The sequence below is a fragment of the Pseudomonas sp. MF6751 genome (genome assembly GCF_016613265.1).
Lineage (GTDB): Bacteria > Pseudomonadota > Gammaproteobacteria > Pseudomonadales > Pseudomonadaceae > Aquipseudomonas > Aquipseudomonas fluorescens_BV.
Map to the genome: position 1 here is coordinate 68,263 of NZ_JAENSV010000025.1, position 8,362 is coordinate 76,624.

General features: G+C 57.7%; 4 protein-coding genes. 2 read left to right on the plus strand and 2 right to left on the minus strand.

The window, feature by feature from the left end; all coding sequences use genetic code 11:
- Positions 1–122: 122 nt before the first annotated feature.
- A complete protein-coding gene (locus tag JJD66_RS19280) occupies positions 123–1,769 on the plus strand; it encodes a VRR-NUC domain-containing protein (RefSeq protein ID WP_200648785.1) in 1,647 nt (548 codons plus the stop codon).
- A complete protein-coding gene (locus tag JJD66_RS19285) occupies positions 1,766–4,024 on the plus strand; it encodes an ATP-dependent DNA helicase (RefSeq protein ID WP_200648786.1) in 2,259 nt (752 codons plus the stop codon). Before JJD66_RS19280 ends, JJD66_RS19285 begins: the two co-directional genes overlap by 4 nt.
- 9 nt (positions 4,025–4,033) lie before the next feature.
- On the opposite strand, the gene JJD66_RS19290 is transcribed toward JJD66_RS19285, so the two are convergent.
- Both JJD66_RS19290 and JJD66_RS19295 read right to left on the minus strand, forming a co-directional pair.
- On the minus strand, positions 4,034–5,869 hold the full coding sequence (locus JJD66_RS19290) for a hypothetical protein (protein ID WP_200648787.1): 1,836 nt from the start codon (positions 5,867–5,869) through the stop codon (positions 4,034–4,036).
- A gap of 5 nt (positions 5,870–5,874) precedes the next feature.
- Complete coding sequence (locus JJD66_RS19295) at positions 5,875–7,671, minus strand: hypothetical protein (RefSeq protein WP_200648788.1); 1,797 nt, start codon at positions 7,669–7,671, stop codon at positions 5,875–5,877.
- Positions 7,672–8,362: the final 691 nt, after the last annotated feature.

Genomic DNA, 8,362 nt, shown 5'->3' on the forward strand with positions numbered 1-8,362 from the left:
AACCCCCTCATCAGATTGTTTTTTTGCAAAAAGTTGCAGGCGCCATTTATCTATTACTGATTGCAACAACGGCTTTGCCCCGGCACTCTGTATGCATAACCAGTATTTGATTGCATTGCACCATGGCCAACCCCCTCGAAGATCCCTTGTATTACCTGCATAACTTCCGCCAAGTGCTGGTTTGGTTGGGGCAACGCTACGCCGATTTGCTCGATGCGCACGAACAGCATTTCATTCAGCAATTTGACAGGTTGCCCCAGGCGTCCCAGGCGTTGTTGGTGCGCATGGTGATGCGCAAGGGCGTGCATTTTCGCGCCGCTAAACTCCATTACCTGGAAATCGGTTGCCCCCATGCGGCGGCGGGGCCATTGCGTGAGTTGGGATGGGTGGAGGATCAAAGCCCGCTGCCGTTTGCCACCCTGTTCGCGCTGCTGCAAAAGAGTGAATTGCTCGGTGCCTTCAAGCCCTGGATCGACCAACCCAAGGGTAACAAGGCCGACTGGCTTGAACCCTTGGCCGCGCAATTTACCGAGCCGCGCAGCTTTGCCCAGTGGTGCCCCGACGTGGACGACGCGCTCTACAGCCTGACGGTAATGGAGTTGTGTGATCGCCTGCGCCTGATGTTCTTCGGCAATCTGCACCAGGACTGGTCGGAATTCGTGCTGGCAGACCTGGGCATCTACACCTATGAAAAAGTCGAGTTTTGCGCCGAGTCGCGTGGGTTACGCAGCCGGGACGACGTGCATGGGTTCCTGTTCCTGCACCAGTGCCAGCAAGCCTTTGAAGCCGGTGACGCGCTGGATACGGTGTTGGCGCAGGTCGCCACGTTGTGTACCGACAACCCCTGGCTGGAAAAGCGCCGCGCCAAGCTGTTGTTCCAGATCGGCCAGTATTGCGAACGCTGCGCCGAGCTGGCGCTGGCCGAACAGATTTACCGCGGTTGCACGCACCCCGGTGCCCGGGCGCGGCTGATTCGCGTACTGGAGCGCCAGGAGGATTACGCCCAAGCCATGGCCCTGGCGACCGAGGCACAACAGGCCCCACACAGCGCCGCCGAACACCAACAGATGCTAAGGGTAGTGCCGCGCCTGCGGCGCAAACTTGGCGGGCCGGCGCTGCCCAGGGCCAAGCCCCAAGCGGTGGCACGCCTGGACCTGGCACTGATGCAGGAGCCGCTGCTGTCGGTGGAATCCAGTGTGCTGGCGCACCTGAGTGAACCGGATGCGCCGGTGCATTACGTCGAGAATGGCCTGATCAATTCGCTGTTTGGCTTGCTGTGCTGGGAGGCGATTTTCGCCCCGCTGCCGGGGGCGTTTTTCCACCCGTTCCAGCGTGGGCCAGCGGACCTGCACAGCGAGGACTTTTATCAACGCCGAGAAGCCTTGTTTGCCGCGTGCTTTGCACAACTGGAGGATGGTCGCTACAAGGCCAGCATCCGCCAACGCTATATAGAGAAATGGGGCATTCAGTCGCCTTTTGTGTTCTGGAACCTGCTCAACGAAGAACTGCTGGAGCAAGCCCTGGCCTGCCTGCCCGCCGAACACTTGCGCCATTGGTTTACGCGCCTGTTGCAGGATATCCGTGCCAACCGGGCCGGGATGCCGGACCTTATCCAGTTCTGGCCCGCGCAAAATACCTATCGCATGATCGAGGTCAAAGGCCCCGGCGACCGCCTGCAAGACAACCAGTTGCGTTGGCTGCAATTCTGCGGCGAGCACCAGATGCCAGTCACCGTCTGCTACGTGCGCTGGGCGGAGCAACCCGCTTGAGTTACAGCGTGGCCGTGCGGGCGTTGTGTGAGTTCACGGCCAAGGTCGGTGACCTCGACCTGCGCTTTACGCCGTCGCCCAGTGCCCAGGAAGGCATCGTCGGGCATCGCACGGTAGCGTCACGGCGCAATGCGCACTACCAGAGTGAAGTGGCGCTTGAAGGCGAGTACCAGCAACTCAAAGTGCGGGGCAGGGCGGACGGCTATGACCCGGACAGCAACCGCCTCGAAGAGGTGAAGACCTACCGCGGCGACCTCGCTGCCCAGCCCGCCAACCATCGGCAACTGCACTGGGCCCAGGTCAAGGTGTATGGCTGGCTGATGTGCCAGAAGCTCGGGCTCAGTGAGATCAACCTGGCGCTGGTGTACTTCGATATCGTCGGCGAAGGCGAAACCGTGCTCAACCAGCGATTCGATGCGTCAGACCTTGAGCAGTTCTTCAACCAGCAATGCGCGCTGTTCCTGGACTGGGCCCGGCAAGAAATGCAACATCGCGAGGCACGCAATGCTGGCGCGCAGAGCCTGGCATTTCCCCATGCCGACTTCCGTACCGGGCAGCGCACCTTGGCCGAGTCGGTCTACAAAGCAGTGAGTACAGGCCGGTGCCTGATGGCCCAGGCGCCCACCGGCATTGGCAAGACCATCGGCACTATCTTCCCGCAGCTCAAGGCCTTGGTGCCGCAGCAACTGGACAAGGTGTTCTTTCTCACCGCCAAGACGCCCGGGCGCAAGCTGGCCCTGGATGCTGCGCAGGTGTTGTACGACAGCAGTCCCGATCTGCCACTGCGTGTGCTTGAACTGGTGGCTCGGGACAAGGCATGCGAACACCTGGACAAAGCCTGCCATGGCGATTCCTGCCCATTGGCCAAGGGCTTTTACGACCGCCTGCCTGCCGCCCGCCAGGCCGCGTCCCAGGTGCGCCTGCTCGATCAACGCAGCCTGCGCAACGTGGCGCTGGCTCATCAGGTATGCCCGTACTATTTGAGCCAGGAAATGGCGCGCTGGAGCGACCTGATTGTCGCCGACTACAACTATTACTTCGACTTTGGCGCGATGCTGTTCGGCCTCGCCCAGCTCAACCAATGGCAGGTCTCGGTGCTGGTGGATGAAGCCCACAACCTGGTCGAGCGAGCCCGCTCGATGTACAGCGCCAGCCTGGATCAATACAGCCTCAAGACCGTGCGTGACAGCGCACCCGAGGCGCTGAAAAAAACCTTGCAGCGCCTCAGCCGTGAGTGGAACGCGTTGCATAAGGATCAACTGGCGTCTTATCAGGCCTACGCCGCCAAACCCGACAAACTGCTCCAGGCCCTGAGCCTGTGCACCAGCGCCATGGGCGATTACTTCAACGATCACCCCGATGCCCTCAACGGCGACCTGCAAGCCTTCTACTTCGACGCGCTGCAATGGGCCAAGGTGGCGGAGCTGTTTAACGAGCACTTTATTTTCGATATCACTAAGCGCTCGTTCACCGCCAAGCGCAGCAGCTCGACCCTGTGCTTGCGCAACGTGGTGCCGGCCGAATTCATCCGGCCCAGGCTTACGGCTGCGCGCAGCAGTGTGTTGTTTTCCGCGACCTTGAGCCCACGGCACTATTACGCCGATTTGCTGGGCCTGCCGGCGGACACCGCCTGGGTCGATGTGGAATCGCCATTCAAGGCCGAGCAGTTGCAGGTGAGCATCGTTGAGCGGATCTCCACGCGGTTCGTGCATCGTCAGGCATCGCTGGAACCCATCGTGGCATTGATCGCCCAGCAGTTCGCCGCGCAACCGGGTAACTATCTGGCGTTTTTCTCCAGCTTCGATTACCTGCAACAGGTCGCGCAGCTATTGGCTGAGCGACATCCACAGATTGCGCTGTGGCTGCAATCGCGGGGCATGGTCGAGGCTGAACGCCAAGCCTTTCTCGACCAATTCACCCCGCACAGCCAGGGCATCGGCTTTGCTGTGCTCGGTGGCGCGTTCGGCGAAGGCATTGACTTGCCCGGCGCGCGCTTGATCGGCGCGTTTATCGCCACCCTGGGCTTGCCCCAGCTCAACCCGGTGAACGAGCAGATGAAACTGCGCATGGGCGCGATTTTTGGCGCGGGGTACGACTACACATACCTGTATCCCGGTATTCAAAAAGTCGTGCAGGCGGCGGGGAGGGTGATTCGCGGCCAACAGGATCGGGGGGTGGTGATGTTGATTGATGATCGGTTTGGCGAGCAGCGGGTGCGGCAGCTGTTGCCGCGCTGGTGGACGCGTGAGCCTTGACGCTCTCCTTCATTGGCCCTTTACCCATACCAGCAGCTCCGAATACCGAGTGGGTTGGCCGCTACGGCTAAGGCTGTAGAACACCTTCACGATCTCGCCATCCTTGAGGTTTTCCACCGAAATCGGAATAGACAGTGCCAGGCCGGCTGTTTCCGCAGTCAGTGTTGTGGGCCCCGAGGTTCTGGCCTGGCTGCTGCTCCATTGCAAGGTCAGGATATCGCCGGGCACTGTTTCGGTGAACGGCAGTACGACGCTCACTTGGTGCTCAACCGTCGAGCCTTCAACTCGCGCCTTTGGCAATCGGCCGAGCGGCTCGCCGACCTGTAATCGCAGACGTTGCGACGCACGGCCAGAGGCATGATCGGCACGTTCGTAGTACAGCTCGGTGAGTTGGTGATTAAAACGCCTGATCTGCTCACCCTCGATCCTGAACACCAGGATACGATCCTCAGGGAGGGTGAGCAGCGTGTATTCCTGGGTGTAGATCGTCGAGCGGCCTACCCACACCAGGCGTATTGGGACCGAAGCATCCCATCCATCGGGCGCCATCATGGACACTGTCACCTGGGCAAGAGTGGGGTCCAGATAGCCTGCCGAGGCTTCCAGAACCTGAGGCGCACGCCACGGGCTGGCGGCACCGCGTATGTTCAGTCGAACCTTCTTCGAAACCCGCCAGTCATCGGTTCTCGCCTTTTGCAGGCTACAAGACAAGAACGAAATACCGCCTCCCAGCGCCTTGAGCCTTTCATTGGGGATATTGAACTCCATGAAACTATTGGTGCGTTCGACCACTTTCTCCTCGCGGTAGGGCACCGGGATGTTCTCCGCGTCTCGACCCGCCCAGTCCAGGTGTACGCGATCACCTTTACCGAAGACCTCGGGGTGAAGAAACAACAGGACCTTCTGCGGCTTATCGCCCAGCTTTTTCAAGTCAACGATCTCCCCTGGTTGTTCAATAAAAGGAGCCTCCAGAGGGTGGGTGCCGAGGTCAACCGCCACCGTCTGGGTCGGTGACCAATTGGCGTCCGACTCAGGGGCGTAGACTGGATAATTGCCAACGGCGTCGATGACTTGCATCGCCATTTTCAGGTAAGGGTCGCTACCTGCATCGAGGATGACCTGAGTGGGAACCTTGATCTGGAAGCCCCTGCCAACTTCCTGGAAGGTGACGACATGGGTGAACAGCTCTGAGCCCCAGGCAAATCTGCAGGTGTCGTATTCCTCCATATTCTCGTAGGGCTGGACCTCCAGAATGACTCCCGATATGGCCCTCTCACGATCTATCACGGCACCCGCTTCGATATCCTCAGGTAAAAAAACCACCAGTCCTTGATGCCCCGGAAATTCGGGGCCCGGCTTTGGGTCGCGTTCACCGGGACGGTTCAGTTTGATCCGCAGTGTGAGGCTATTGGAGTCGACGGGGTCGGCAGCAGGCTCTTCCACCGTGCAATACACCTTGGCCATTGCCGGCAGAATGCTCTCTTTTCGCATCGTCAGGGGATAAACCAGGAGATCCACGTTGCTGTCGTCGATGACCAGGTAATCCTCCGGTGTCGGGCCGTTCCAGTACAGATACAGCACGGTGTCGAGCGCGAACGTTTGCTGAAAGGATCGAAAAAGCAGGGGGTTGAGGTCATATTCGACGTGCCTCAGGCCAATGCACCCATCCGGCACGGTATCTTCAGCGATAGGCCTGCCCAGATTCTGGATAATCAGCTCAGGTTGGTCATCCGTAGTTGAACCGCCAGTGTTTTTTTCAGAAGCATTAGGCATTATGAAGTTCTCCACGGTTAAGAGAGCGTTGCCAATCGAGGTACACACTTCAGCGTTGAGCGTGATGATCACACCTGCTACCTGTTTTCACAGCCATCTATGCCGCGACGCGCAATCCGCAGTGTGACGACTTTGGAATAGCGGTGCGCAGTCCCGTTCAGGCTGACTTGCCAATAGATTTTTACGAGGCGGTTGAGGTCTTCCAGCACATAGTGGGCGGGTATTTTGATCCGTACATCGCCAGGGGTTTCTATGTACTTGAGCATTTCAACGCGGTTACTCGGGCCGTACCAGTGCAAGCGAACCTCCCGGCCTACTGGAGGGGAAGGGATAGTCACCCAGACACCGTCACCTATCAGGTCCGGGTCAAGTTGATGCCCGATGACCTTGTCGACGACGGGGGCTGCCATGGGGGCCCACCGCTCACCTACTTGCAGGGGCTTGCGTGCTGAGACCCCCAGCGAGCCCCCCTCACTGTTGTTGGCTTCGTAGTACATCTGCGAAGGGCGGCCCTCGAACCGCTTGATCTGCTCTGCCGGTAGTACGAACTCAATGGCGCCGTGCTCCGGGCGTGCGCCGGCATTACAGCTAGAGCGGTATTCCACGGTGCCTTCAGGGTCAGGTAATACCCAGACCAGGGTGATCAGGTCTTGCGGTCTCCAGGCGGCTTGATAAGGCACGTAGGCATAGATGTCGACTTCAGTAGCTCGTGTGTCGGTAAAGGGCATAGCCTCGTTCAGGTACGGCGCAGGCCACTCCACATCCGCGCCTTCGATACTCACATAGGCTGCTTGCGAATACATCTCCATTGGCTGGACGTATTTGTGCAGTACGTAATGGAGCTTGGCGTGGCCATGGATCAGGTCCGCCATAAATGCATAGGGGACCTCGAAGTCAAAAATACGGTTGGTCCTGTCCACTGTTTGTTTTTTACTATAGGTGGATAGCTCCCCTTGGGCGTTGGTTGCCGTGAAAAAGAACTCCAAGGTGTCTTGTCGCTCGAAATAATCGGGTGAGGCAAACACAGAAGCGATCAGCGGTTTGCCCTGCAACTTATCCAGATCAATTACCCCGGTTTGCGGGTCAACCTCTGTAAAAGGCTCTCTCAAAATGTCCCGCTGGGCATACACAAGCACTTCGCTGGTCGCCGACCAACGTGCGGCGGGCTCGGTAAAGTTACCCGTTGGCCCACGTACTTGCAGCCGCACGTTCAGCCCTATGGCGTCGCGGGCGGCCATGATTTTCGCGTAAGGCACCACAAGGTGTATCTCGCGGCCAAGGTCTGTGACGCTCACGGAATAAGTGATCTGCTGGTCCCCCCAGCACAGCCGGATGCAGTCACCTTCCGCCATGTGAAGGTAAGGCATGAGTGTGATTTCGATCCCTTCGCGGGCTCGCTCTTCGCTGACACCGTTAACCAGCACATCGTCAGGCAGGTAGATAGCCAGCCCTTGGTGTCCCGGTTTGCTGGGATCCGGATCATTGCCTGCCGGTATATCGAGATTGACCCGCAAGCGCAACGGGAGGGTTGATACGCCGGTATGGTTGATCCGGCACACCAGCGGGTCTAGCCATTGAGGCTTGATGCTGCCCTCGGGCAGGAGAATCGGCAGCCATTCACTCTGGACGTCAGCGGGCATGACAAAGGTGTGAGCAATTGGAATTACTTGGTCGTTGCTGAAAAGTTCGAACAATTGCCCGGGGTATGTATGGGGCCCTTTCTTAACGTAGACAAGCTGCGGTGTTTTAATATTGATGACGCCTAAACTGCCATCCAAGCCTATATCGCCGTCTGCTGGCGGGTAGATATTGGGGATACATAGAACGCCCAACTCAGCAGCAGGCTGGTTAGGCTTGGTGATAATCTTGGACATGGCAATGTCTCCTGTTTGAAGCAAAGATTTGGGGGGAGCATATATAGGAGGATTATTACAACGACCTTACACGAATATCGTCAAGGTAATAGTCATTGCCTGCTCCAGTTGCGACATGATTGTTGATGTGGCATGTAACTTGAGTGGTGGATGCTTTAAAAACTCCTGAAAGCTTTATCCATTGCGTTAATGAGCTGATCGTGACTTGCCCCGTCAGTGATCCTTGTGACGTACTCAGAGAGAGTATTGGGACGGCTTCCCGCCCAAGAAATCTGATGGCCATCACGCTGAATTCGTACTGCTTGTCTATGACTAGATTATCAAAGGTCTGATATAAAACGACTCCAAGATTGTTCGACTCTGTGCGAGTGTGGTTATGGAAAACAGTGTTTCCATCCGGCAGTTTCACAATTCGCACATCGGTTGGAGGTCTCAGAGCTGAACCCCATAACCACCCATTTAAGTCACCATTGGTGAATGTGGTGATATGGTCAAAGCCACTACGAATGTGTAACACGAGTATTTGAGAGAAACGCCGAGGTACATTATCTCTGGCTAGATGGTAGGCGGTTGCAGAAGCTGAGTGCAACACGGTTATTGATTTGAAGCTGGAGCATGATGCCGCATAGCCATGGCTTCCTGCATCACCTCGCCCATGACTTCGATCGGGCACTTGAAATCGAAGCGTTTA

Bases quoted from the DNA above. Each gene is read 5' to 3' on its own strand.
- JJD66_RS19280 (WP_200648785.1), top strand. From the start codon at position 123: ATGGCCAACCCCCTCGAAGATCCCTTGTATTACCTGCATAACTTCCGC.
- JJD66_RS19295 (WP_200648788.1), bottom strand. From the start codon at position 7,671: ATGTCCAAGATTATCACCAAGCCTAACCAGCCTGCTGCTGAGTTGGGC.